The 23708-nt window shown below is 70.5% G+C and carries 23 protein-coding genes; 12 read left to right on the top strand and 11 right to left on the bottom strand.

Features of this window, described 5'->3' with window-relative positions; translation table 11 throughout:
- Positions 1-52 precede the first annotated feature (52 nt).
- Positions 53-1594, bottom strand: coding sequence for a S8 family peptidase (locus tag ACZ63I_RS34680; protein WP_469343498.1), 1542 nt, complete (start codon positions 1592-1594; stop codon positions 53-55).
- Between the two features lie 239 nt (positions 1595-1833).
- Here ACZ63I_RS34680 and ACZ63I_RS34685 point away from each other — a divergent pair, with 239 nt between their 5' ends.
- The 3 genes from ACZ63I_RS34685 (at position 1834) to moaA (ending at position 5069) form a co-directional block, all read left to right on the top strand.
- A complete protein-coding gene (locus ACZ63I_RS34685) occupies positions 1834-2247 on the top strand; it encodes a DUF485 domain-containing protein (RefSeq protein ID WP_469343500.1) in 414 nt (137 codons plus the stop codon).
- Positions 2244-3875 carry a solute symporter family protein gene (locus ACZ63I_RS34690; RefSeq protein WP_469343501.1) on the top strand — a complete coding sequence of 544 codons (1632 nt, stop codon included), beginning with the start codon at positions 2244-2246 and terminating at the stop codon, positions 3873-3875. The genes ACZ63I_RS34685 and ACZ63I_RS34690 overlap by 4 nt, the downstream gene beginning before the upstream one ends.
- 204 nt (positions 3876-4079) lie before the next feature.
- Complete coding sequence (gene moaA, locus ACZ63I_RS34695) at positions 4080-5069, top strand: GTP 3',8-cyclase MoaA (protein ID WP_469343502.1); 990 nt, start codon at positions 4080-4082, stop codon at positions 5067-5069.
- Here moaA and ACZ63I_RS34700 read toward each other — a convergent pair.
- The gene (locus tag ACZ63I_RS34700; RefSeq protein WP_469343544.1) at positions 5052-5255 is read right to left on the bottom strand and encodes a hypothetical protein; all 204 of its coding nucleotides are present in this window, start codon (positions 5253-5255) and stop codon (positions 5052-5054) included. The genes moaA and ACZ63I_RS34700 overlap by 18 nt on opposite strands.
- 290 nt (positions 5256-5545) lie before the next feature.
- Positions 5546-5905 (bottom strand): DUF3099 domain-containing protein, encoded by a 360-nt coding sequence (locus tag ACZ63I_RS34705; protein ID WP_469343503.1) that lies wholly within the window; start codon positions 5903-5905, stop codon positions 5546-5548.
- 205 nt (positions 5906-6110) lie between these two features.
- Here ACZ63I_RS34705 and ACZ63I_RS34710 point away from each other — a divergent pair, with 205 nt between their 5' ends.
- Positions 6111-6389: a GlsB/YeaQ/YmgE family stress response membrane protein gene (locus ACZ63I_RS34710; RefSeq protein WP_469343504.1), complete on the top strand. Its 279-nt coding sequence runs from the start codon at positions 6111-6113 to the stop codon at positions 6387-6389.
- Positions 6390-6467: 78 nt separating this feature from the next.
- On the opposite strand, the gene tyrS is transcribed toward ACZ63I_RS34710, so the two are convergent.
- From tyrS to ACZ63I_RS34725, 3 genes are all read right to left on the bottom strand, one after another.
- On the bottom strand, positions 6468-7745 hold the full coding sequence (gene tyrS, locus ACZ63I_RS34715) for a tyrosine--tRNA ligase (RefSeq protein ID WP_469343505.1): 1278 nt from the start codon (positions 7743-7745) through the stop codon (positions 6468-6470).
- Between the two features lie 85 nt (positions 7746-7830).
- Positions 7831-9234, bottom strand: coding sequence for a metallopeptidase TldD-related protein (locus tag ACZ63I_RS34720; RefSeq protein ID WP_469343506.1), 1404 nt, complete (start codon positions 9232-9234; stop codon positions 7831-7833).
- Positions 9231-10754: a TldD/PmbA family protein gene (locus ACZ63I_RS34725; RefSeq protein WP_469343507.1), complete on the bottom strand. Its 1524-nt coding sequence runs from the start codon at positions 10752-10754 to the stop codon at positions 9231-9233. Before ACZ63I_RS34725 ends, ACZ63I_RS34720 begins: the two co-directional genes overlap by 4 nt.
- Before the next feature lie 288 nt (positions 10755-11042).
- Here ACZ63I_RS34725 and fabG point away from each other — a divergent pair, with 288 nt between their 5' ends.
- The 3 genes from fabG (at position 11043) to ACZ63I_RS34740 (ending at position 13168) form a co-directional block, all read left to right on the top strand.
- The gene (gene fabG / locus ACZ63I_RS34730) at positions 11043-11762 is read left to right on the top strand and encodes a 3-oxoacyl-[acyl-carrier-protein] reductase (protein WP_041991088.1); all 720 of its coding nucleotides are present in this window, start codon (positions 11043-11045) and stop codon (positions 11760-11762) included.
- Between the two features lie 4 nt (positions 11763-11766).
- Positions 11767-12534 (top strand): enoyl-ACP reductase FabI, encoded by a 768-nt coding sequence (fabI, locus tag ACZ63I_RS34735; RefSeq protein ID WP_469343509.1) that lies wholly within the window; start codon positions 11767-11769, stop codon positions 12532-12534.
- A 199-nt stretch (positions 12535-12733) separates the two neighbouring features.
- Positions 12734-13168: a hypothetical protein gene (locus tag ACZ63I_RS34740; protein ID WP_469343510.1), complete on the top strand. Its 435-nt coding sequence runs from the start codon at positions 12734-12736 to the stop codon at positions 13166-13168.
- On the opposite strand, the gene ACZ63I_RS34745 is transcribed toward ACZ63I_RS34740, so the two are convergent.
- Positions 13143-13817, bottom strand: a complete 675-nt coding sequence (locus tag ACZ63I_RS34745) for a FadR/GntR family transcriptional regulator (protein ID WP_469343512.1) — start codon at positions 13815-13817, stop codon at positions 13143-13145. The genes ACZ63I_RS34740 and ACZ63I_RS34745 overlap by 26 nt on opposite strands.
- 94 nt (positions 13818-13911) lie before the next feature.
- On the opposite strand from ACZ63I_RS34745, the gene ACZ63I_RS34750 reads away from it, so the two are divergent.
- The 4 genes from ACZ63I_RS34750 (at position 13912) to ACZ63I_RS34765 (ending at position 16527) form a co-directional block, all read left to right on the top strand.
- Complete coding sequence (locus ACZ63I_RS34750) at positions 13912-15219, top strand: CynX/NimT family MFS transporter (RefSeq protein WP_469343513.1); 1308 nt, start codon at positions 13912-13914, stop codon at positions 15217-15219.
- Between the two features lie 4 nt (positions 15220-15223).
- Positions 15224-15340 carry an SGM_5486 family transporter-associated protein gene (locus ACZ63I_RS34755; protein ID WP_277816765.1) on the top strand — a complete coding sequence of 39 codons (117 nt, stop codon included), beginning with the start codon at positions 15224-15226 and terminating at the stop codon, positions 15338-15340.
- A 373-nt stretch (positions 15341-15713) separates the two neighbouring features.
- Positions 15714-15917 (top strand): hypothetical protein, encoded by a 204-nt coding sequence (locus tag ACZ63I_RS34760; RefSeq protein ID WP_469343514.1) that lies wholly within the window; start codon positions 15714-15716, stop codon positions 15915-15917.
- Positions 15918-16008: 91 nt separating this feature from the next.
- Complete coding sequence (locus ACZ63I_RS34765; protein ID WP_469343516.1) at positions 16009-16527, top strand: SixA phosphatase family protein; 519 nt, start codon at positions 16009-16011, stop codon at positions 16525-16527.
- Positions 16528-16621: 94 nt separating this feature from the next.
- On the opposite strand, the gene serB is transcribed toward ACZ63I_RS34765, so the two are convergent.
- Positions 16622-17857, bottom strand: coding sequence for a phosphoserine phosphatase SerB (gene serB, locus ACZ63I_RS34770; protein WP_469343517.1), 1236 nt, complete (start codon positions 17855-17857; stop codon positions 16622-16624).
- Positions 17858-18030: 173 nt separating this feature from the next.
- On the opposite strand from serB, the gene ACZ63I_RS34775 reads away from it, so the two are divergent.
- The gene (locus ACZ63I_RS34775; RefSeq protein ID WP_469343518.1) at positions 18031-20604 is read left to right on the top strand and encodes an ABC transporter ATP-binding protein/permease; all 2574 of its coding nucleotides are present in this window, start codon (positions 18031-18033) and stop codon (positions 20602-20604) included.
- A gap of 79 nt (positions 20605-20683) precedes the next feature.
- Here the strand turns inward: ACZ63I_RS34775 and ACZ63I_RS34780 are convergent, their stop codons facing one another.
- From ACZ63I_RS34780 to ACZ63I_RS34790, 3 genes are all read right to left on the bottom strand, one after another.
- The gene (locus ACZ63I_RS34780) at positions 20684-21466 is read right to left on the bottom strand and encodes a transglycosylase SLT domain-containing protein (protein WP_469343519.1); all 783 of its coding nucleotides are present in this window, start codon (positions 21464-21466) and stop codon (positions 20684-20686) included.
- Between the two features lie 271 nt (positions 21467-21737).
- Positions 21738-22832, bottom strand: coding sequence for an S-adenosylmethionine:tRNA ribosyltransferase-isomerase (locus ACZ63I_RS34785; protein ID WP_469343520.1), 1095 nt, complete (start codon positions 22830-22832; stop codon positions 21738-21740).
- An 11-nt stretch (positions 22833-22843) separates the two neighbouring features.
- Positions 22844-23542, bottom strand: coding sequence for an SDR family NAD(P)-dependent oxidoreductase (locus ACZ63I_RS34790; protein ID WP_469343522.1), 699 nt, complete (start codon positions 23540-23542; stop codon positions 22844-22846).
- Positions 23543-23708 lie beyond the last annotated feature (166 nt).

Genomic DNA, 23708 nt, shown 5'->3' on the forward strand with positions numbered 1-23708 from the left:
CCCCCGGAGGGGACGGCCCGCGCCCGTTCAGTGCCGCTGTACCGCTGTGTTGCTAGAAGCGCACCGCGTCCAGCGCGTCCACGAGGCCGGCCCCGTAGAAGCCGTTGTAGCGCTTCCCGCCCTGGCACACCGCGTCGGCCGTGCCGTCACCGTCGAGGTCGTACGGGTCGGGGCAGGCCGTCGCGTCGGCCTCGGCCAGCAGCAGCGCCTTCACCACGGCGGCCGACGCGTGCGGATGGCGCGACTTGATCAGCGCGGCCACACCGGCGACATGCGGGGACGCCATCGACGTACCGGCCATGTAGCCCCACGAACCGCCGGGCAGCGGGCCGAGGATGAGCCCGCTGGTGGCCGGCGCCTGCGGCGGCTGGAGTGACGTGCTGTCACCGCCGGGACCCGCGATGTCGATGACGCCGCGCCCGTAGTTGGAGAACGACGACTTCAACCCCTTGGCGCCGGTGGAGGCGACGGTCACCACACCCGGCAACTGGGTCGGGATGTCGAAGCACTTGGACGGGTCGATGTCCCGGCTGCCCGGCGTGGTGTCGTTCGGGCTCGACGGATCGGTGATCGAGTCCGAGGCGAGGTCGTAGCTCTCGTTGCCCGCGGCGGCCACGTTGACCGTGCCCTTGCTCTCCGCGTACTTGCTGGCCCGGGTGATCGCGTCGACCAGGGCCTTCTGGTCCGGGTCCGTGGTGCAGTTGAAGTACCACGGGTCGGTGTAGTAGCTGTTGTTCGTCACGTCGACGCCGTGCTCGGCGGCCCAGACGAAGCCGCAGACGACGGCCTCCGTGTAGAAGAAGCCCTCCGTCGTGGCGACCTTGATACCGGCCACCTTCACACCCGGCGCGACACCGGTGACGCCGATGCCGTTCTTCGCCGCCGCGATCTCGCCCGCCACATGCGTGCCGTGCGGGCTCTCCGCCGCGCTCGGCCGCCAGGCGCCGTCAGCCGTGTTGGGCTTGCCGCCCACGCAGTTGACGGATGCCTTGCGGTCGAAGTTCGGCGCGATGTCCGGGTGGGTGTCGTCGACACCCGTGTCGATGACGGCGACCGTGACGTCACGGCTGCCGAGCGTCTTCTCGTGCGCCTTGTCCGCCTTGATGGCGGGCAGGTCCCACTGCAGGGGCTCCAGCGGGTCCTGGGCCGCCGACTTCTTCGCCGTCGCGGCGGCGACCTCCTTGGCGGAGAGCACCGTGGGCGTGTCGGTGTCCGTCGTGGACTGGGCCGGCAGCGGCGCCGTACGGGTGGCACCCGCCGACGAGACGCCCCTGGCCTTGCGGACGGTCGTGGCGAAGGCGGGGTTGTTCGAGGTGACGACCGTGACCCCTATCCGGTCGTACGACGTCACCACCGTCCCACCGGCTCTGACGATCGCTCTCTTCACCGAGTCGGCGGTCGAACGGCCGGTCCCGCTGTTGACGACATAGGTCAGCGCCGGTCCCTCCGCGGCGGGCGCGGCGGCGGCACCGTCGCCCCGGCCCGCCTCCGTCGTCGCCGAGGCCGAAGCGGCGGGCAGGGCGAGCGAAGCGGTGAGCGCCAGACCAGCGGTCAGCGCCAGTACGCGCCGCCGTCCGGAACGCAGATGAGCCATGGGGTCTCCACATCATCCGTTGAACCCTCCCGCGCATGCCGCGCGGGACGGGTGGTGTGCATGACGAGCGAAGTTATCCCCGATCGACCGTGACTCTCAATCTTTTCCGGAAGAAAAACATCCGGGTTGAACCGGGACGCCGACCCGGCCGTGCGGGTTGGCAGCGGGACGAGTTCCGTTCGCCCGTACCGTCCGCCCGTCCGCAACGCGTCACACCGACGTCACCACGAGGAGAGTCCGTGGCCACCGAAGTACCGCCGCCGCCCGATGGCGGTCAGGACACCAAGCCCGCCGAGGCGACCCCGACCCTGCCCAAACAGGCGGGACCGCCGGCGACAGGCCCCAGCACGGCACAGTTCGTCACGGTGCAGGAGAGCGCCGAGTTCGGCGAACTCCGCCGCACCTACCGCTCCTTCGCCTTTCCGCTGACCGTCGCCTTCATCCTCTGGTACCTGCTGTACGTGCTGCTGTCCAACTACGCGGGCGGCTTCATGGGCACCAAGGTCGTCGGCAACATCAACGTCGCCCTGGTCTTCGGTCTGGCCCAGTTCCTCACCACCTTCCTCATCGCCTGGTACTACGCGCGGCACGCGGCCCGGAAGCTCGACCCGAAGGCGGACGCCATCAAGTCCCGTATGGAGGCCGACGTATGAGCGCATCGACCCATCTGCAGCTCGCGGCGGCCGCGGACGTCAGTGACCACAGGACACTGATCATCACGCTCTTCGGCGTCATCGTCGCCGCGACCCTCGCCATCACGGTGTGGGCGGGACGGCAGACCAGGAGCGCCGCCGACTTCTACGCGGGCGGGCGGCAGTTCTCCGGATTCCAGAACGGCCTCGCCGTCTCCGGCGACTACATGTCGGCCGCGTCCTTCCTCGGCATCGCGGGCGCCATCGCGATCTTCGGCTACGACGGCTTCCTCTACTCGATCGGCTTCCTCGTCGCCTGGCTGGTCGCGCTGCTGCTCGTCGCCGAGCCGCTGCGCAACTCCGGCCGGTACACGATGGGCGACGTGCTCGCGTACCGGATGCGCCAGCGCCCCGTCCGCACCGCGGCCGGTGTCTCGACGATCGTCGTCTCGATCTTCTACCTGCTGGCGCAGATGGCCGGCGCGGGTGTGCTCGTCTCGCTGCTGCTCGGCATCACCAGCGACGCGGGGAAGATCGCCATCGTCGCGCTCGTCGGCGTGCTGATGATCTTCTACGTCACCATCGGCGGGATGAAGGGCACCACCTGGGTGCAGATGGTCAAGGCCGTCCTGCTCATCGCGGGCACGATCCTGATCACCTTCCTGATCCTGCTGAAGTTCAACTTCAACCTCTCCGACCTGCTCGGCACGGCGGCGAGCAACAGCGGCAAGGGCTCGTCGTTCCTGGAGCCGGGGCTCAAGTACGGCGCGACAGGCACGTCGAAGCTGGACTTCCTCTCGCTGGGCATCGCGCTGGTCCTCGGCACGGCCGGTCTGCCGCACATCCTGATCCGCTTCTACACCGTGCCGACGGCCAGGGCCGCGCGTAAGTCGGTCATCTGGGCGATCGGCATCATCGGCGCGTTCTACCTGATGACGATCGTCCTCGGCTTCGGCGCCGCCGCCATCCTCAAGCCCGGCGACATCATCGCGTCCAACCCCGCGGGCAACACGGCGGCGCCGCTCGCCGCGCTGGAGATCGGCGGCGGTGGCGACTCGACCGGCGGCGCCGTCCTGCTGGCGGTGATCTCCGCCGTCGCCTTCGCCACCATCCTCGCCGTCGTCGCCGGACTGACGCTCGCCTCGTCGTCGTCGTTCGCGCACGACATCTACGCCAACGTCATCCGCAGGGGCAACGCGACCGAGAAGGAGGAGATCCGCGCCGCCCGCTGGGCGACCGTCGCCATCGGCATCGTCTCCATCGCGCTCGGCGCCCTCTCCAGGGACCTGAACGTGGCCGGGCTCGTCGCGCTCGCCTTCGCCGTGGCCGCTTCGGCGAATCTGCCGACGCTCCTCTACAGCCTGTTCTGGAAGCGCTTCACCACCCAGGGCGCCCTGTGGTCGATCTACGGCGGCCTCGCCTCGTCCGTCCTGCTGGTGCTGTTCTCGCCCGTCGTCTCCGGCAAGCCGTCGTCGATGTTCCCCGGCGTCGACTTCCACTTCTTCCCGCTGGAGAACCCGGGCCTGATCTCGATCCCGCTGGGCTTCCTGCTCGGCTGGCTCGGCACGCTGTTCTCCAAGGAGGCGCCGGACACCGGCAAGTACGCCGAGCTGGAGGTCAAGTCGCTCACCGGGACCGGAGCCCAGTAGCCCCTCCCGGGTCACCGTCCTGACCAGCGGAAAGAGCCCTGCCGGCGCGGCCGTGTCGTAGAGACCTACGACACGGCCGCGCCGTTCCTTGTGGCAAGCGGGGCAAGAGCGATGTCGGTGGACTGCCGTAGTCTCGAAAGTGACCTGATCAACCAGGAGGTCACCGAAGAGCCAGAAGGTCACCGAAAACGGAGGGGGGCCGCCATGCTCATCGACACCTACGGCCGCGTGGCCACCGACCTGCGCGTCTCGCTCACCGACCGCTGCAATCTGCGGTGCACATACTGCATGCCCGAGGAGGGCCTGCAATGGCTAGGCAAGTCCGACCTGCTCAGTGACGACGAGATCGTCCGGCTGATCGGCATCGCCGTGACCACCCTCGGCATCACCGAGGTCCGCTTCACCGGCGGCGAGCCGCTGCTCAGGCCCGGCCTCACCGGCATCGTGGAGCGCTGCGCCGCGCTGGAGCCGCGCCCCCGGATGTCCCTGACCACCAACGGCATCGCCCTGGCCCGTACCGCCACGGCCCTCAAGGCCGCCGGGCTCGACCGGGTCAACGTCTCCCTCGACACGTTGCGGCCCGAGGTCTTCAAGACCCTCACCCGCCGCGACCGGCACGCGGACGTGCTGGCCGGGCTCGAAGCCGCCCGGGGGGCGGGGCTGACCCCCGTCAAGATCAACACGGTCCTGATGCCGGGACTCAACGACGACGAGGCCCCCGAGCTGCTCGCCTGGGCCGTCGAGAACAGCTACGAGCTGCGCTTCATCGAACAGATGCCGCTCGACGCGCAGCACGGCTGGAAGCGCGACGGCATGATCACGGCCGGCGACATCCTGCGCTCCCTGCGCGAGCGCTTCACGCTCACCCCGGAGAGCCAGGAGACCCGGGGCGCCGCGCCGGCCGAGCGCTGGATCGTGGACGGCGGACCGCATCGCGTCGGGGTCATCGGCTCCGTCACCCGCCCGTTCTGTGCCGCCTGCGACCGCACCCGGCTCACCGCGGACGGGCAGGTGCGCAACTGCCTGTTCGCCGCCGAGGAGACCGACCTGCGGGCAGCCCTCCGCTCGGACGCGCCCGACGCGGACATAGCGGCGCTGTGGAAGCTGGCGATGTGGGGCAAGAAGGCCGGCTCGGGCCTCGACGACCCCGCCTTCCTCCAGCCCGCCCGGCCGATGTCAGCGATCGGCGGCTGACTCCTCCCACTCCCGCAGGGTGACGACGTCCTTGAGGAAACCGCGCACACCGAGGAACGACGACAGGTGCTCGCGGTGCTCCTCGCAGGCCAGCCAGGTCTTCCGGCGCTCGGGAGTGTGCAGCTTGGGGTTGTTCCAGGCGAGCACCCACACGGCGGCGGCGCGGCAGCCCTTGGCCGAGCACACCGGGGCCCCGTCGCCCGTCTGATCGGGGCGGGGACCGAAGAAATCGAGCGGATCGGAGGAGTCCGGGGAGGTCACACCTCAACCCTAGACGCCCTGTGCAGCAGCCCGAAATGGCGACGCCGAGCAGCCACGGGGGGAGCTGCCCGGCGTCGGTCCGTCGCTCCGACGGGGGATGCGGAGCGCCTAAGAAGTATGTCATGGGCGGTCGGGTGCCCGGCACCGGAACTTCGGGATTGATCTGAGCTTTTCTTGAGCTTACGTAGCCCTTGCCATCAAGTCCGTACCAGCGGTCACACCCCCGGAGTCGACGGTCCCTCACCTTCGGCGGACTTCGGCTCCACCGGCCCCGCCGCCGGCGCGATCATCGGCCGGGCCGGGGCGGGCACGAAGATCGACGGCAGCGAAGAAGCGTTCTTCCGGCCCCCGTTGGCGATCACGACAGCCACATACGGCAACAGCAGCCCCAGTGCCAGTGCCACGATCGCGACGGGCCGCGCCACATTCCACAACACGGCGGTCAGGATGACCGCGAGTGTTCGGATCGACATCGAGATCACATAGCGCCGCTGCCTGCCGCGTACGTCCTCGGCGAGCCCCGTCTGCGCCCCGGTGATCCGGAAGACCTCGGCGCCGCCCTGCTTCCGCGTCACAACCCACCACCCGATTCCCACTGCGGGGCCCCCGGCCGTCCGGGCCTGCCCGCCCCACACGCTACGCCGGGTCGGGCCGGTTAACGAGGGTGGGGGCCAAGGCGCGCGGCCGGACCCGTACGGCGCCGTCCGACATGCGCCGTACGGGTCGGCGCCACAGACTGACCCAGACGCGCGCATCCCGCGCCGTCTGAGGAGGGCGACCATGAACTGGTTGTGGATCATCATCGTGGGCCTGGTGCTGGGGCTGCTCGCCAAGGCGATCATCCCCGGCAAGCAGAAGATCCCGCTGTGGCTGACCGTCGTCTTCGGCATCCTCGGCAGCCTTCTCGGCAACGCCGCGGCCGGCTGGTTCGGCGTCGCCGACACCAAGGGCGTCGACTGGACCCGGCATGTGCTCCAACTCGTCGGCGCCGTCCTCGTCGTCTTCGTCGGCGACATGCTCTGGAACACGATCAGAGGCAACCGGCGACAGCGCGCCTGACCCGCGCGGGCAGCCCCTCGTGGGCAGACCCGCGCGGACAGGACAGACAGACCCGGGGTCACGGGCGGGACAGCGTGGTCAGCCGCCCGTGACCTCGTCACGTACCTCGATCGCCGCCAGGTTCTTCTTGCCCCTGCGCAGCACCAGCCACCGGCCGTTCAGCAGCTCCGCCCGGCCCGGCACGGCCTCCGCGTCCGTCACCTTCACGTTGTTCACGTACGCCCCGCCCTCCTTGACGGTGCGCCGCGCCGCCGACTTGCTCGGCGCGAGACCGACCTCCGCGAAGAGGTCCACCACCGGGGCGAGTTCGGCCACGGTCGCCCTCGGCACCTCGGAGAGCGCGGCGCTCAGCGTCGCGTCGTCCAGCTCGTCGAGCTGACCCTGCCCGAACAGCGCACGGGAAGCGGCCACCACGGCGGCGCACTGCTCGGCGCCGTGCACCAGCGTCGTCAGCTCCTCGGCCAGCGCCCGCTGCGCCGCACGCGCCTGCGGACGTTCCCGGGTCAGCTCCTCCAGCTCCTCGATCTCCGTGCGCGAGGCGAAGCTGAAGATCCGCAGGAACTTCGAGATGTCCCGGTCGTCCGCGTTCAGCCAGAACTGGTAGAAGGCGTACGGCGTCGTCATCTCCGGGTCGAGCCAGATGGCGCCGCCCTCGGTCTTGCCGAACTTCGTGCCGTCCGCCTTGGTGATCAGCGGGGTGGCCAGCGCGTGCGCCGACGCGCCCTCGACCCGGTGGATCAGGTCGATACCGGCCGTCAGATTGCCCCACTGGTCGCTGCCGCCGGTCTGCATCGTGCAGCCGTACTCCTGGAACAGCTTCAGGAAGTCCATGCCCTGGAGGATCTGGTAGCTGAACTCCGTGTAGCTGATCCCCTGGTCGGAGTTGAGCCGGCGCGCCACCGCCTCCTTCGCGATCATCTTGTTGACCCGGAAGTACTTGCCGATGTCGCGCAGGAACTCGATCGCGGAGAGCCCCGACGTCCAGTCCAGGTTGTTGACCATGGTCGCCGCGTTGGGGCCGTCGAACGAGAGGAACGGCTCGATCTGCCCCTTGACCCGCTCGACCCAGTCGGCGACGGTCTCGGGCGCGTTCAGCGTCCGCTCCGCCGTGGGCTTGGGGTCACCGATCAGACCGGTCGCCCCGCCCACCAGCGCCAGCGGGCGGTGGCCCGCCTGCTGGAGCCGCCGGATGGTGAGGATCTGCACCAGATTGCCCAGATGCAGACTCGGCGCCGTGGGGTCGAAACCGCAATAGACCGTGACGGGGCCGTCCGCGAACGCCTTGCGCAACGCGTCCTCGTCAGTGGATACGGCGATCAGGCCGCGCCACTGAAGCTCGTCGACGATGTCCGTCACGTGTCTCGTGTCTCCTCTGCTGTGCGCCGAAGCGGTGGGAATGAGCGGCGGTGTCCAGCACGCGCCGACGACCAGTCTATTGGGGTCACACCCCCTGGCTGACCGAGCTCATGTTGAAATCGGGGATCCGCAGGGCGGGCATCGCGGCCCGGGTGAAGTAGTCACCCCACTCACGCGGCAGCGTCTTCTCCGTACGGCCCGCCTCGGTGGCCCGCGACAGCAGATCCACCGGCGACTCGTTGAACCGGAAGTTGTTCACCTCGCCGACGACCTCGCCGTTCTCGACGAGATACACCCCGTCCCTGGTCAGCCCGGTCAGCAGCAGCGTCGCCGGATCGACCTCGCGGATGTACCACAGGCACGTCAGCAGCAGCCCGCGCTCCGTGCCGGCGACCATCTCCTCCAGCGAGCGCTCACCGCCGCCGTCCAGCACCAGATTGCTGATGCCGGGCGCCACGGGCAGCCCCGTCAGGGCCGCGCTGTGCCGGGTGGTGACCAGATGCTCAAGGCGGCCGTCCTTGACCCAGTCCGTCGCCGACAGCGGCAGCCCGTTGTCGAAGACCGAGGCGTCGTCGCCCGAGGCGTGCGCCAGCACGAACGGCGCCGACTCAAGACCCGGCTCGTCGGGGTCGCTGCGCAGCGTCAGCGGCAGCTCGGACAGCTTCTCGCCGACGCGGGTGCCGCCGCCGGGGCGGGAGAAGACCGTACGGCCCTCCACCGCGTCGCGCGCGGCGGCCGACCAGAGCTGGTAGATCAGCAGGTCGGCGACGGCGGTCGGCGGCAGCAGCGTCTCGTACCGGCCCGCGGGCAGGTCGATCTTCCGCTCGGCCCAGGCCAGCCGCTTGGCCAGCTCGGCGTCGAGCGCGCCCGGGTCGACGTCCTTGAAGTCGCGGGTGGCGCGGCCCGCCCAGGCGGAGCGGGTGCGGTCGGGCGACTTGGCGTTCAACTCCAGCGTGCCGTTGGGCTGGTCGTGCCGCAGCCGTACGCCCGTCGACGTACCGAGGTAGGCCGACGACAGCTCGTGGTTGGCGAAGCCGTACAGCTCGCGGCCGCCCGCGCGGGCCCGCGCGAAGGCCTCGCCGAGGGCGGGCGCGAAGTCGGCGAAGACGGCGGACGTCGTCTCGACGGGCGCGTCGGTGAAGTCGCCCGACGCCTCTCCCGCCGCGACGAGCGGGGTGGCGTCCTCGGCGGGGCCCGCGCCGCGCGCCGCCGCCTCGGCGGCCCGTACCAGCGGCTCCAGGTCGTCGGCCGTCACGGCGGAGCGCGAGACGACACCGGAAGCGGTGCCCTCGGCGCCGTCCACGGTCGCGATGACGGTGAGCGTACGGCCGCGCGTGACACCGTTGGTGGTCAGCGCGTTGCCCGCCCAGCGGAGGTTGGCCGACGAGTGCTCCTCGGCGATGACCACGCACCCGTCGGCCGTCGACAGGCCGAGAGCGCGCTCGACGATCTCGTGCGGCTTGCTGACGCCGCTCGTGGCTGCCTTCATCGCCCTGCCTCCTGCGTGGTGTTGAGGATGTTCACGCCGCGGAACAGCGCGGAGGGGCAGCCGTGCGAGACCGCGGCCACCTGGCCCGGCTGGGCCTTGCCGCAGTTGAAGGCACCGCCCAGGACATACGTCTGCGGTCCGCCGACCGCCTCCATCGAGCCCCAGAAGTCGGTGGTCGTCGCCTGGTAGGCCACGTCGCGCAACTGGCCCGCCAGCTTGCCGTTCTCGATGCGGAAGAACCGCTGCCCGGTGAACTGGAAGTTGTAGCGCTGCATGTCGATGGACCACGAGCGGTCACCGACCACATAGATCCCGCGCTCCACCCCGCCGATCAGATCGTCCGTGCCGAGCCCGCCCGGATCGGCCGCCAGCGACACGTTCGCCATCCGCTGCACCGGCACATGGCCGGGGGAGTCGGCGTACGCGCAGCCGTTGGAGCGGTCGAACCCGGTGAGCTTCGCGATCCTGCGGTCGAGCTGGTAGCCGACGAGCGTGCCGTCCTTCACCAGGTCCCACGACTGGCCCTCGACGCCCTCGTCGTCGTACCCGATCGTGGCCAGCCCGTGCTCGGCCGTCCTGTCGCCCGTCACATTCATCACCGACGAGCCGTACGCCAGCTTCCCCAACTGGTCGAAGGTGGCGAACGAGGTGCCCGCGTACGCCGCTTCGTAGCCCAGCGCCCGGTCCAGCTCGGTGGCGTGGCCGATCGACTCATGGATCGTCAGCCACAGGTTGGACGGGTCGACGACCAGGTCGTACGTGCCCGCCTCGACGCTCGGCGCGCGCATCTTCTCGGCCAGCAGCCCGGGGATGCGCTCCAGCTCGCCGTCCCAGTCCCAGCCCGTCCCCGTCAGATACTCCCAGCCCCTGCCGACCGGCGGGGCGAGGGTGCGCATCGAGTCGAACTCGCCGCTCTTCCCGTCCACGGCGACGGCCGTGAGCTGCGGATGCAGCCGCACCCGCTGCTGGGTCGTGACGGTGCCCGCGGTGTCCGCGTAGAACTTGTTCTCGTGCACGGTCAGCAGCGAGGCGTCCACATGCGTGACGCCCTCGGCGCGCAGCAGCCGCGCGCTCCAGTCGGCGAGCAGTCCGCTCTTGTCCTCGTCGGGCACCGTGAACGGATCGATGGCGTACGCCGACACCCACGTCTTCTCGGCGTGCACCGGCTCGTCCGCCAGCTCCACCCGCTCGTCGGAACCCGCGGCGGCGATCACCTTCGCCGACAGCTTCGCCATCGCGACCGCCTGGCCGGCCACCCGGGCCGCCGCGTCCATCGACAGATCGACACCGGAGGCGAACCCCCAGGCGCCGCCGTGCACGACCCGGACCGCGTACCCGACGTCCGTCGAGTCCGCCGAACCGGCCGGCTTGGCGTCACGCAGCCGCCAGGCGGCGCTGCGCACCCGCTCGAACCGGAAGTCGGCGTGGTCGGCGCCGAGCGCACGGGCCCTGGCGAGCGCCGCGTCGGCCAGCGCCCTCAGCGGCAGGGCCAGAAACGACTGATCTACCTCATGGGGCACTGCGGCCTCTCCTTCTCACGCTCCGGGTCTCGTCCCGGGGACACGTATCCGGCAGTGAATCACGCGAGGCGGCCCGCACGAAGCAGGATTCCGGTCCGTACGGTGAACTCGGCCGGGCGCGGGATCCGGCCGGGCGCGGGATCCGGCCGGGCACCGGATGCTGCCGGTCGCGACATCTGTAGGAAACCAACAGGGACCGTACCGAGGGCCTGTCGGTGCCGATTCCTCTCCCGCAGGCCGGTAGCGATAGGTTTTCGCTGTACAGACCGCCGAGGAAAGGGTGATCCGTTGAGCCGCTCGGTTCTCGTCACCGGAGGAAACCGGGGCATCGGCCTCGCCATCGCCCGTGCCTTCGCCGACAACGGCGACAAGGTCGCCGTCACGTACCGCACCGGCGAACCGTCGGCGGAACTCGTGAAGTCGGGCTGCCTGCCCGTGCGTTGCGACATCACCGACGCCGAACAGGTGGAGCAGGCATACAAAGAGATCGAGGAGAAGCACGGTCCCGTCGAGGTGTTGGTGGCCAACGCCGGTATCACGAAGGACCAGTTGCTGATGCGGATGAGCGAGGAGGACTTCACCTCCGTCCTCGACACGAACCTCACCGGCACCTTCCGCGTCGTCAAGCGCGCCAACCGCGCGATGCTGCGGGCCAAGAAGGGCCGGGTCGTCCTGATCTCCTCCGTCGTGGGACTGCTCGGCTCGGCAGGACAGGCCAACTACGCGGCCTCCAAGGCGGGCTTGGTCGGCTTCGCCCGCTCCCTCGCCCGTGAGCTGGGTTCGCGCAACATCACCTTCAACGTCGTGTCGCCGGGCTTCGTCGACACCGACATGACGAAGGTGCTCAGCGACGAGCAGCGGGCGGGCATCGTCTCGCAGGTGCCGCTCGGCCGCTACGCGCAGCCGGAGGAGATCGCCGCGACGGTGCGGTTCCTCGCCTCCGACGACGCCTCGTACATCACTGGAGCCGTCATTCCCGTTGACGGCGGATTGGGCATGGGTCACTGATCACATGAGCGGAATTCTCGACGGCAAGCGCATCCTCATCACGGGTGTGCTGATGGAGTCCTCCATCGCCTTCCACGCCGCCAAAGTGGCCCAGGAACAGGGCGCGGACGTCATCCTGACGGCCTTCCCCCGGCCGACGCTCACCGAGCGCATCGCCAAGAAGCTGCCGAAGCCCGCCAAGGTCATCGAGCTGGACGTGACCAACGCCGAGCACCTGGAGCGGCTGGCGGGACTCGTCAGGGACGAACTCGGTTCGCTGGACGGCGTCGTGCACTCCATCGGCTTCGCCCCGCAGGACGCCCTCGGCGGGAACTTCCTCAACACGCCGTTCGAGTCCGTCGCCACGGCCATGCACGTCTCCGCGTTCTCCCTGAAGTCGCTCACCATGGCCTGCCTGCCGCTGATGAGCGAGGGCGGCTCGGTCGTGGGGCTGACCTTCGACGCGCAGTACGCCTGGCCGCAGTACGACTGGATGGGCCCGGCCAAGGCGGCGCTGGAGGCCACCTCCCGCTACCTCGCCCGCGACCTCGGCGAGCGGGACATCCGCTGCAACCTGATCTCGGCGGGACCGATCGGCTCCATGGCCGCCAAGTCCATCCCGGGCTTCGGCGAGCTGGCCGACGTCTGGAACCACCGCTCCCCGCTGGCGTGGGACATGGCCGACCCCGAGCCGGCCGGACGCGGCATCGTCGCGCTGCTGTCGGACTTCTTCCCGAAGACCACGGGCGAGATCGTGCACGTCGACGGCGGCGTCCACATGATGGGTGCCTGACCCCGCGCATTCCCGCACACCCCGCACCCTTCAGCCGGGTGACCGTCCACCGAACGGTCACCCGGCTTTCGTACGTCACGGATGGCGCGGATGTCCTGGATGTCACGGACCGTGTCCGTCCGAGTCGAAAAGCGCACGGATTCCCCGCACACTGAACGAACCGGATCATTCCGGATGTCGCGGGGGAGGAGGTCCGAGCATGCGTGCGCTACGCCGACGTACCGCGGCTCTCACCACGGCCGCCCTGATCACCGCGGGATTCGCCGTCTCCTCCGAGGTACGGCACGCCGCGGCGCCCAACGCCGCCTCGGGCCCGGCCGCGGCCCGCGGCGCGGCCCCGGCGGCGGACCCGCCGGACCACGAGCGGTACCGGGCGAGCTGCCGCACCCAGATCCACGGCTCGCACGCCGTCGCGTACTGCCACAACCCGTACCCGGAGACCGACCGGGTGAGCCTGCACGTCGAATGCGCCCGCTGGTGGGACATCGACGCGGACAGCGCACCCGTCACGATCGGCGCCGCCGGATACGTCCAGCTCACCGACCGGTGCTGGAAGGAGATCCGCTCGGCGTGGGTCAGCCACGAACCGATCGGACCCCGGAAACCCGTCAGACACGCTCGCGCAGGCAACTGAAGGCGTGCCCCGCCGCCTCGCGCCCCGCCGTCTCCACATCGCCGGCCCGGATCGCCGCCACCAGCCGCGCGTGGTCCAGCAGGTCCTCGGCCCGCAGCACCGTCCCCACGTCGTCGCGCAGCGCGCTGCGGACGAGTTCGCCGAGGTCCGCGTAGAGCGCGCTCAGCACGTCGTTGTGGGAAGCCGCCACCACCGCCAGATGCAGGGACGTGTCGGCCGCGACGAACTGCTCGGCGTCCCCGGCGGCCCACACCTCCTCGCGGCGCGCCAGCAGGGCGTCCATCTGCCGCAGATCCCGCTCCGTACGGCGCTCGGCCGCCAGTCTCGCCGCTGACGCCTCCAGCGTGGAGCGCAGCTCGGCGACATGGCGCGGATCGGCGCCGGCGAACCTGCGGTGCATCACGCCCGCCAGCTCGCTGGTGGCCGCCACATAGGTCCCCGACCCCTGCCGGATGTCCAGCAGCCCGTTGTGGGCGAGCGCGCGCACCGCCTCCCGGACGGTGTTGCGGGCCACCCCGAGCTGCTCGACCAGCTCAGGCTCGGTGGGGATACGGGAGCCCACCGGCCATTCGCCCGAGGTGATCTGGTTGCGCAGCTCCGTGATGACCTGGTCGGAGAGTGCGGAACGCCGGGGAGAGGTCAGCGCCATGGTGCTCCTTGCCTCGGGAACGGGGAAAGTCTCGCACGGGTCGGTCGTACACGGGAGTGGACAACCAATCATCCCATGATTCTATGATGGCCGCATGCCCGACGAGATAGCGACCGACGAGACCCGGCCCCCGACCCACCGGACCGACCGGGCGAGCGATGTCCCGGCGCCGCCCGCACCGCCCGCCACGACCGCCTCGGTATGGCTGACCAGGCTCGTCGTCGCCGGTCTCTTCCTCGCCGCGCTCAACCTGCGCCCGGCCATCACCAGCCTCGGCGCGCTGCTCGAAGACGTACGCGACGGGCTGCACATGAGCGGCAGCGTCGCCGGTGTCCTCACCTCCGTACCGCCCGCCTGCTTCGCCCTCTTCGGCTTCGCCGCGCCGCGCCTCGCCAGGCGCTTCGGCCCCGGCGCGATCGTCTGCGCCGGGATGCTGGCCATCACGGCGGGCCTGGCGATCCGCCCCTTCGTCGGCGGCACGGCGGCCTTCCTCACGGCCAGCGCGCTCGCGCTGATGGGGATCGCCGTCAGCAACGTACTGATGCCGGTGATCGTCAAGCGGTACTTCCCCGACCGCGTCGGCACCATGACCGGGCTCTACTCGATGGCCGTCGCCCTCGGCACCGCCCTCGCCGCCGCCGCGACCGTCCCCATGGCCGAAGCGCTCGGCGGCAACTGGCGCACCGGGCTCGGCATCTGGGTCGTCCCCGCCGCCGTGGCCGTCCTGCCCTGGCTCTTCCTCGTACGGGACCGCACCGCCGCCGTCGCACCGGCCGCGCGGCCCGGGAGCACCGCCGACGCCGCCCCCGTACCCACCCTCACCCGTAGCCCCACCGCCTGGGCGATGGCCTGCTTCTTCGGCCTCCAGGCCACCGGCGCCTACATCACCATGGGCTGGATGCCGCAGCGCTTCCGCGACGCCGGCATCTCGGCGGGCACCTCGGGACTGCTGCTCGCCGTGATCATGGTCATGGGCGTGCCGCTGGCCTTCGTGATTCCCCGGCTGGCCACCCGGATGAAGCAGCAGGGCCCGATCGTGGTGGCCCTGGGCGTCTGCGGTCTGATCGCCATCGGCGGCCTGTACGTGGCCCCGGTCGGCGGCGCCTGGGCGTGGGCGGTGCTGCTCGGCGTATCGAACTGCTCGTTCCCGCTGGCCCTGACCATGATCAGCATGCGGTCGCGGTCCGGCGCCGGTGTCGTACGCCTCTCCGCCTTCACCCAGAGCACCGGCTACCTGATCTCGATCCCGGGCCCGCTGCTGGTCGGCGTCCTCTACCAGCACAGCGGCGGCTGGGGCCTGCCGCTGGCGCTGATGGCGGCGCTGCTGGTGCCGCAGATGGCGGCCGGTGTGGTGGCGGGGCGGGACCGGACGATCGAGGACGAATCGCGGGTGCGAGACTGAGCGCATGCCAGTCCTCGACCCGAATCCCCAGAACGGCCAGCAGAAGCTGCTCATCGTGTTCGGCACGATCATCGGCATCATGGTCGTCATCGCCATCATCGCCACACTCGCGTCCCCTTGATTTTGGGGGCTCGGTTCCCCCTCTTTTTTGGGGCTCGGTTCACCTCCGGGGCGCTTTGTGCCCCTGTCGACGGTCGACCGTGCTCGGCCCGCTCGTTCCTCACGGGCCTGCGCGCGCTCTCCCTTTCGACAGCGGCGCGCCCCTTCGGCTCACTCGCCACGTGATCGGGGCGGGCCGGGACGAACAGTGAACCCCCCGGGGCGCACCGGAGGCGAACGAGCCCCAAAAAAAAGGGGGGGGCTAGCACCACCACCCTTAGGGGGCCAGGTTCAGGGTTGAGTGGGTGGGTCACCGGATGGGCTCCGGAGGCCATGATCCGTAGATTCGGACCCATCGAATCGCAGACCCACCCCGCAGCCCACCGGAGGCGGCCATGACGGCCCCAGCGCACTCCCGATCCGCCCGTCCCGGCCAGGGCAGCACGGAGATCAGGCTGCCGTGGTGGGCCATCGCCCTGCCCGCCGTCGCCTTCGCCGCGCTGCTGCTCATGACCGGTACGGGGCAGGCCGAGGCGGCCGCGGGCGATCCGGGCATCGGCCGGATCCTGGCGCACCTCTTCCAGCTCCTGACCCCCTGACGACCCCGATTCCGGGGTGTCCCGCGATCTTGTCAGGGGAGCCCGTCAACACCCTGCGCCCGGCGGCGCATTTCGTGCGAAGCTGGGGTGCATGAGCGTCGATACACCCCGCAGGATCGTCCTACTCCGGCATGCGAAGGCCGACTGGCCCCAGGTGTCCGACCATGAGCGGCCGCTGGCCGAGCGGGGCCGCCTGGACGCCTCGATGGCCGGGCGCAGGCTCGGTGAGACCGGTATCCCCTTCGACCTGGCAGTCTGCTCGACCTCGGTCAGGACCCGGGAGACCTGGAAGCTCGCCGTGCACGAGATGCCGCACCGGCCCAGGACCGTCTACGAGGAGCGGCTGTACGACGCGTCGCTCGGCGACCTCCTCGCGCTGATCAACGAGACGGCCGACGAGGTGCGGGATCTGCTGTTCATCGGTCACAACCCCGGGATGCACACGCTCGCCGACGCACTGTCCGGCGGCTCCGAGGGTGACGCGCTCGCCCGTATGACGCAGGGCGGCTTCCCGACCGCCGGATTCGCCGTCGTCGGGTTCACCGGCACCTGGAAGTCGGTGGAGCACGGCGCGGGCAAGCTCCTCGACTACTGGGCACCGCACGACTGATCAGTGACCATCCGACCCATGACGTCACCCGGCCCCGGCGCGGACGATCCGCGCCGGGGCCTCGTACGTCAGCGGCAGGCCACCGGGCGGCAGCTCAGTCCTCCTCCGTCACCCCGTCCTCGTCGTCCGCCGTCTCGACCTCGTCGCGTGTGATGCCCAGCAGATACAGGACGGTGTCGAGGAACGGCACGTTCACCGCCGTGTGCGCCGCCTCGCGCACCACCGGCTTGGCGTTGAACGCGACCCCGAGCCCTGCCGCGTTGAGCATGTCGAGGTCGTTGGCGCCGTCGCCGATCGCCACGGTCTGCGAGAGCGGCACACCGGCCTCGGCGGCGAATCTGCGCAGCAGCCTGGCCTTGCCCGCCCGGTCGACCACATCGCCGAGCACCCGCCCGGTGAGTTTGCCGTCCACGATCTCCAGTGTGTTGGCGGCGGCGAAGTCGAGCCCGAGCTGCTCCTTGAGCGCGTCGGTCACCTGGGTGAACCCCCCGGAGACCACGCCCACTTGGTAGCCGAGCCGCTTCAGCGTACGGATCAGGGTGCGGGCGCCCGGTGTGAGCCGCACCTCCGTACGCACCTTGTCGACCACCGAGGCGTCGAGCCCGGCGAGCAGCGCCACCCGCGCGTGCAGGGACTGCTCGAAGTCCAGCTCGCCGCGCATGGCGCGCGCGGTGACCTCGGCGACCTCCGCCTCGCAGCCGGCGTGCGCCGCGAAGAGTTCGATGACCTCGTCCTGGATCAGGGTCGAGTCCACGTCCATGACCACCAGCCGCTGGGCCCTGCGCTGGAGTCCGGCCGCGACCACCGCCACATCGACGCCGATCTCGGCTGCCTCGGGTGCGAGCCGGCTGCGCAACTGCTCGGTGGGCGCGCCGGAGACCGCGAACTCCACTGCTGTGACGGGGTACTTGGCCAGTCGGAAGATCCGGTCGATGTTCCCGCCGACCGAGGTGATGCCGGCGGCGATGGCGGCGGTCGACTCGGCGGTCAGCGGGTTGCCGAGCACGGTGACATGGGAACGGCCGCTGCCGCGCGGCCGGTTGTCGCCCATGCCGGAGATGATCTCGGCCTGGAGCTTGAGTGATTCGGTCCAGCTATGCACGGTGGCGCGCAGTTCGCCCTCGGTCGTGCCGTCGACCGTCGGCGCCGTGACGAGCGCGCACAGGACGATACGGCCACGGGTGACGACCTGCTCGATGTCGATGACATCGACGGAGTACGCCGCGAGGGTGTCGAAGAGGCCGGCGGTGATCCCGGGGCGGTCCTTCCCGAAGATCTTTACCAGAAGAGTGGGGACGTCAGCGGTCTGATTCGGCTGCGATGCGCTCATGGTGATCCCACCGTAGCGGGCGCGGCGCCGGGACCGGCCGGCCGTCCCGCGTGCCGGACAGACACGGTATTCGGTGGCCCGGCTTTCCGAGGAAGGGCCGAGCCTGAAATAGTTCCCCACGATGTTCGCCATCCCTAGACTCCCTGCGACGGGGGTACCTCGGGGGAAAACTAGTGGGGCGCGGAGTGCCGGAACTCGTACTGGAATTGAACGGAAGGACCTGGACGCTCGATCCGTCCAGGTCGTACACACTTGGCCGGGATCCACAGGGGGACCTGGTCGTCGACGACGCCAGGGTCTCGTGGCGTCACGCCACCATCAGCCGGGGAGGCCGGAGTTGGGTCATCGAGGACCACGGCAGCACCAACGGCACCTACTCGCAGGGGCAGCGGGTCCAGCAGGTGGAGCTGGGTCCGGGCTCCGTGGTGCATCTCGGTAATCCCACCGACGGGCCGCGGCTGAATCTCACGGCGGCCCCGCAAGCGGCTCCGGCGCAGTCGGCGCCGGCGCAGGCCGTGCCTCAGCAGGCCCAGGCTCAGCAGCAGGCCATGGCGCCCGCGGCGCCGCAGGCGGCAGCCGCCGCCGTACCGCAGGCCCCGGCCCAGCCGCCGCAGCAGGGCTGGCCGTCAGCACCCGCACCGCAGGCACCCGCGCCGCAGGCCCAGTTCCCGCCCGCGCCCGTGCCGCAGCAGAGTTCCGCAGCGGGCGGCGCCGCGGGGGCGCCGCCGGTCTACGGGGACCGCAGCCCCACCACGTTCCACCAGCTCTCGCTCGGCCGGGTCATGCGGATCGGCCGTGCGCTGGAGAACGAACTGGTCGTCTCCGACCTCCAGGTCTCCCGGCTGCACGCCGAGTTCACCGCGATGCCCGACGGCCGCTTCGAGATCCGCGACCTCGGCTCGCACAACGGCACGTACGTCAACGGGCAGCCGATCGCCAAGTCCGGCACGGTCCTCCTCAGCCCCGACGACGTCGTCGGTGTGGGGCACTCGGCCTTCCGGCTCGTCGGCGACCGCCTGGAGGAGTTCGTCGACACCGGCGAGGTGTCCTTCTCCGCCCGCCATCTCACGGTGACGGTCGACGGCGGCAAGCAGATCCTCAAGGACGTCTCCTTCGGCGTCCCCGAGAAGTCGCTGATCGCGGTCATCGGCCCGTCGGGCTCGGGCAAGTCCACCCTGCTCAAGGCGCTCACCGGCTACCGGCCCGCCGACCAGGGCGACGTCCTGTACGACAACAGGAACCTGTACAAGCAGTTCGCCGAGCTGCGCCAGCGCATCGGCCTGGTCCCGCAGGACGACATCCTGCACAAGGAACTGACCGTCAGGAAGGCGCTCAAGTACGCGGCCAAGCTCCGCTTCCCCGGTGACACGGCGGAGGCCGAGCGCGAGTCCCGTATCGACGAGGTGCTGCGCGAGCTGAAGCTCGACGTGCACAAGGAGAAGAAGGTCACCTCCCTCTCCGGTGGCCAGCGCAAGCGCGTCTCCGTCGCTCTCGAACTGCTCACGAAGCCGTCGCTGATCTTCCTGGACGAGCCGACCTCCGGCCTCGACCCGGGCATGGACCGCGATGTCATGCAGCTCCTGCGCGGCCTGGCCGACGACGGCCGTACGGTCCTGGTCGTCACCCACTCCGTGGCCGAGCTGGCGATCTGCGACAAGCTGCTGGTCATGGCGCCCGGCGGCTCCGTCGCGTACTTCGGCCCGCCGGAGGAAGCCCTCAACTTCTTCGGCTACGGAAGCTGGGCGGACGTCTTCTCGGCGTTCGAGAACTACCGCGACTACGACTGGGCGGGCCGCTGGCGCGGCTCCGAGCACTACCAGATATACGCGGCCGACATCGACGCCGTCGCCGTGCAGACCGCGCAGGTCCCCTCGCGGGCGCAGATGCGGCCGCCGAAGCCGCAGAGCTGGGGCTCCCAGCTCTGGACGCTGATCCGGCGCTATGTCACGGTGATCGCTTCCGACCGCGGCTTCCTCGGTCTGATGGTGCTGCTGCCCGCGATCCTCGGCGGGGTGAGCGTGGTGATCCCGGCGAAGTTCGGGCTCGGCCCGCCGGTACCGCCCGCGCGCTTCAACGGCGGCGCCGGCATGATCATGATGATTCTCGTGGTCGGCATGTGCTTCTCGGGCTCGGCCAACTCGGTGCGAGAGCTGATCAAGGAGCGGGTGATCTACGAACGGGAACGGTCGGTCGGCCTCTCCCGCTCCGCGTACCTGATGTCCAAGGTGATCGTGCTCGGTGTGATCACGGCCCTGCAGGCCGTCATCATCTGCGGCATCGGCTTCTCGGTGCGCGACCTGCCTGCCGAGGGCCTGGTCACCAACCCGGCCGTCGAACTGTGCCTGGCGATCATCGGCATCGGCTTCACCTCGATGATGTTCGGCCTGGTGATCTCCTCGCTGGTCAAGACCGCGGAGAAGACCATGCCGCTGCTCGTGATGTTCGCCATCGTGCAGCTCGTCTTCACCGGCACGCTCTTCCAGATCTTCGGCAAGGCGGGGCTCGACCAGTTCGCCTGGCTGATGCCCTCGCGCTGGGCACTGAGCGCGGCGGGCGCGACGCTCGACCTGTCGCACCTGATGGCGCCGTGGGACCCGGAGAAGCCGGACAACCTGGACCCGCTGTGGGAGCACTCGGCCACCCAGTGGACCATCGACATGATCGCGCTGATCGCGCTCGGGGTCATCTGCGGCTTCATCGTGTCGCGACTGCTGCGCCGCCACGAGCCCGAGGTCATGCGCAAGTAGCCGGACATTCCCGATCCAGGCACGCCCCGGAGGGCGGCACCCCAGCGGGTGCCGCCCTTCGGCGTACGGACAGTGCGGCTCAGTAGGCGCTGTTGACGTTGTCCATCGAGCCGTACCGGTCGGCCGCGTAGTTGGCGGCGGCGACGATGTTGGCGACGGGGTCGTAGATGTTGTTCGGCGTTCCGGCGACGTGGTACGTCTTGAACGTCGGGGGGATGACCTGGAGCAGGCCCTTCGACGGTATGCCGTTGCGGGCGTTGATGTCCCAGTTGTTGATGGCCATCGGGTTGCCCGACGACTCGCGGATGATGTTGCGGTGCAGCCCGTTGTACGAACCCGGGATGCCGTGCTTCTTCATGATCGAAAGGGACTCGCGGATCCAGCCGTCGAGGTTGTTGGCGTAGACCGGCTTGCGGACCGTCGAGCGGTTGGCGGCCTGGGCCTTGGCGCGCTTCTTGGCTGCCGCGGCCTTCGCCTTGGCGGCTGCCTTGGCCTTGGCTGCCTTCTCGGCCTTCGCCTTCTTCGCGGCCGCGGCCTTCTCCTTGGCGTCCTTCTCGGCCTTGACGGTCTTGGCGTGGGATGCCGCCTTGGCGAACGCCTGGGCCTGGACCTTGGCGGCGTTCTCGGCGGAAAGCTGCTGCTTGGCGATGCTCGCGTGGAGCGCTGACGCCTGCGTTCCCGAAGTGGAGTTCCAGGCCACCGGCGCTGCGGCGGCCACGGAGTGGGAATCGACGTCGGCGGATGCGTTACCGGGGACCAGGGAGAACGCCAGTGAGGCGGCGCCGATCGCGGCGATGCCGGCGATCGAAACCTTGTGGGTCTTGCTCAGGCGACTGTGACCAGGGGTGCGTGACGCGGACATAGAGACGTACCTCTTCGAATAGCGGGAGTCGCGGAGGCCGGGAGGCCCACTGCCTTCCAGCGGCGACGGACGCAATTCTTAGCGGTCGCAAAAACCTGTGGCAAAGGTGTGACGTACGAAGCTGGATAGTGGGACGGGGTGCGGGGCAGGGGGTGGTCAAGTCGCCTATTTACCCACTTATGCCGAGCTAACACCCCGAGTATTGTCGACTAATCCCCTTCGTAAGTGATGTGCGTCCTATGTGCGGCGTCACATCGAGGCGATGACAGTTTCACCAAAGGTTGCGTTCGCAACGCATAGCGTGAGTGGTCTCATCCCCCAGGAGGAGATGGACGTCGCCGAACTCGTGCCAGAGGTAGCGCCCGCGCAGTGCCTCGGTATACCCCCGGGTCAGCGCCGCCCGCCCGGCGACGGCCTCCAGCATCAGCAGGTGCGACGCCTCCGGCTCGTGCAGCCCCGTCAGCAGCCCGTCCACCGCCCGCACCCCGCGGCGCGGCGTGATCACCAGATCCGTCCACCCCGAAGCCGCCCGCACCACCCCGGCAGGACCCGCCGCCGACTCCAGCGCCCGCACCGCCGTCGTACCGACGGCCACGACCCGGCCGCCACCCGCACGCGCCGCGTTCACCAGCCGCGCCGACGCGGCGGGCACCGCGAACCGCTCCGGGTACGGCGGCTCGTGCGCCTCCGCCGACGCCACCCCCGTATGGAGCGTGATCGGCGCGAACTGCACCCCCCTGCTCACCAGCTCCGCCACCAGACCCGCCGTGAACGGCCGCCCGGCGCTCGGCATCTCGGCCGACCCCGAGCCGTCAGCCGCCGGCAGCGCGAACACCGTCTGGTACGCCGACAGCGGCTGGTCCCGCTCCGTGTACCCGTACCGGATCGGCCGGCCGTACGCGCGCAGCAGCCCCGGCACGTCCACCTCCTCGGGCCGCGCCCACCACAGCCGGTCGGCCGCCGGGTCCAGCGGGCGCTCCAGCACCAGCCGGCCCCCGCCCGGCAACCGGACGACGGTGCCCGCAGGGCCGCCCGCGCGCGGCAACGTCGTGCCCCCGGCAGCCGGGTCGGGGGACCGCAGCTCGACCGCCCACCGCCCGTCGTCACCCCGCGTCGAGAAATGCGTGACGACCCGCTCACCGCGGATCCGCCCGTTCACCGCCGCAGCCAGCGTCGCCGACGTGTTCACCACCAGGACGTCCCCGGCCCTGAGCTGCCCCGGCAGCTCACGGAAGGCGTGGTGCGACACGCGCGTCCCGTGCGACACCAGCAGCCGTACGTCGTCACGGCCCGCCCCGCGCTGCTCTGCGGGGACCCGCGCCGACAGCTCGGCCGGCACCTGCGGAATGTCCAGACCCCGTGCCACCGGTGCCCGCCTCACACCGTCCACCCCTTCAGCGAAGGAGCCGTGTACCGGCCGCTCGCCGGACGGCGCTCCAGCAGCCGCAGGAAACCCGGCACCACCGACGCCGGCTCCGGGCGCGGATCCGTGTCGTCCGGCACGGCCGCCGCGTACAGCCCGGTCCGCATGTCACCCGGATCGACCGCCCACACCCGCAGCCCCGGCTCCTCCACGGCGAGCACGGCCGCGAGATGGTCGAGCGCCGCCTTCGACGCCCCGTAACCGCCCCACGTCTCGTACGCCTCCGCAGCCGCGTCCGAACTGACCGCGATCACCGTGCCCGCGGCGCTCGACCGCAGCAGCGGCAGCGCCTCCTGCACCAGCCCCAGCGCCGCCACCACATTCGTCTCCAGCGCGGCCCGCAGCCCCGCGAGACCCAGCCGCTCCAGCCGCACCAGCGGCTCCGCACCCAGCGCGCTCGCGTTGCTCACCAGCAGATCGAGACCGCCCAGCCCGGCGGCCTCCGCCACCAGCTCCGCCCGGTGCCCGCCGTCCGTGACATCCCCGGCGACCGCCACCACCCGCGTCCCGTGCCGCCCGGCCGCCCGCGCCGCCTCCGCGAGCGCCGCCGGGGTCCTGGCGTCCAGCACCAGATCCCAGCCGCTCGCCGCGAGCCCGTCGGCCAGAGCCCGGCCCAGCCCCTTCGAAGCCCCCGTGATGATCGCTACCGGCATGGCAACCGCTCCCTCTCCGTCGCGACGGAGCCATGGTCGAACCCCCGTCGATGCCCTCAACGTAGGAACGCCGCACCGCCCGCCGCCTCGGCCGCGCGCACCCGCCCCGCAGGGCATTTCGACCTAGGCCGCAAGGCCCGCCGACAGGGGGCGCGCGGCCGATCCG

Source organism: Streptomyces sp. NPDC087906, from assembly GCF_055584925.1.